Source organism: Streptomyces sp. B1866 (assembly GCF_031932565.1).
In the GTDB taxonomy this organism is placed as follows: domain Bacteria; phylum Actinomycetota; class Actinomycetes; order Streptomycetales; family Streptomycetaceae; genus Streptomyces.
Genome location: NZ_JAVSCF010000521.1, coordinates 1 through 1,278, shown reverse-complemented (window position 1 = coordinate 1,278; position 1,278 = coordinate 1). Strand labels below are relative to the sequence as shown.

Annotated in this window: 1 protein-coding gene; it reads right to left on the bottom strand. The window is 76.8% G+C overall.

The window, feature by feature from the left end; translation table 11 throughout:
* Positions 1 to 361 precede the first annotated feature (361 nt).
* A complete protein-coding gene (locus RKE29_RS29930) occupies positions 362 to 1,129 on the bottom strand; it encodes an enoyl-CoA hydratase-related protein (RefSeq protein ID WP_312008849.1) in 768 nt (255 codons plus the stop codon).
* Positions 1,130 to 1,278: the final 149 nt, after the last annotated feature.

The window sequence follows — 1,278 nt, the reverse complement described above, 5'->3', positions numbered from 1 at the left end:
CGGCGGCGGGCGGCCGGGGCCGCGACGGGGCCGCGGCGGCGGTGCCCGGCGCCCGCCGCGCACCCTGCATCGACTTCGAGCCCGCCATTCCTGTCACCTCCGGCCGCGTGGTTTCGCTGTCACGTCGCAGGGCGACGCGCTGTCGCGCCGCACGGCGACGTGGGAGCCTCGCGAGCGGCACGCAGCGATATCGCTGTGCGTTCGGATAGTCACTCAGCGTACCGGCCCGGTGGGTCCCCACGGTCGATTCCCTGCCGGTGACACGCGATCACCAGGAGCACCGGGAGCACACAGGGGCACTGGAGGCACAAGTGGCGCGAAGGGCGCTCAGGGCGCGCCCCCGCCGCACGCCGGTGGCGGCTCAGCGGAACCGGGCCTTGCCCGGTCCCTCCGTCATGAAGCTGTGCATGCCGGTCTCGCGGTCCTCGGTCGCGAACAGCCCGGCGAACCACGTGCGCTCGACGGCCAGCCCGGTGTCGAGGTCGGTCTCCAGGCCGGCGTCCACGGCCTCCTTGGCCGCGCGCAGGGCCAGCGCCGGGCCGCGGGCCAGCCGCGCCGCCCACGCGTGCGCCTGCTCGTACACCTCGGCGGCCGGTACGACCCGGTCGACCAGCCCGATCGCCAGCGCCTCGTCGGCCGTCACCTGCCGCCCGGTGAAGATCAGGTCCTTGGCCCGGGACGGGCCGACGAGCCGGGCCAGGCGCTGGGTGCCGCCCGCGCCGGGGATCAGGCCGAGCAGGATCTCGGGCTGGCCCAGCTTGGCGTTGTCGGCGGCGATCCGGATGTCGGCGCACAGCGCCAGCTCGCAGCCGCCGCCCAGGGCGTAGCCGGTGACGGCGGCGACGACCGGCTTGGGGATGCGCGCGACGGCCGTGAAGCTGTCCTGGAGGTCGCGGGAGCGCAGGACCATGGCCGCGTGGTCCATTGCCCGCATCTCCTTGATGTCCGCGCCCGCCGCGAACACCTTCTCACCGCCCCACAGGACCACGGCCCGCACGTCGTCGCGGCGGGTGGCCTCCCCGGCCAGTTCGCGCAGCCGGTCCTGGGTGGCGGCGTCCAGCGCGTTCATGGGCGGGCGGTCCAGGCGCAGCGTGCCGACCCCGTCGGCGACCTCCAGGTGCACAGTCATGGGCGCAGGGTAGCGCCGGGTAGGGCCCGCGGCCGCGGCGGCCCCGGCGGCGTGCGTGGGGCGCGCGCGGCGGGCAAGGCAACGCCGGGCGCGTGGGCGCCGGACACGGGCCGCCCGCCCCCGGCGGGCCCCGGACCGTCTCGCCCGCT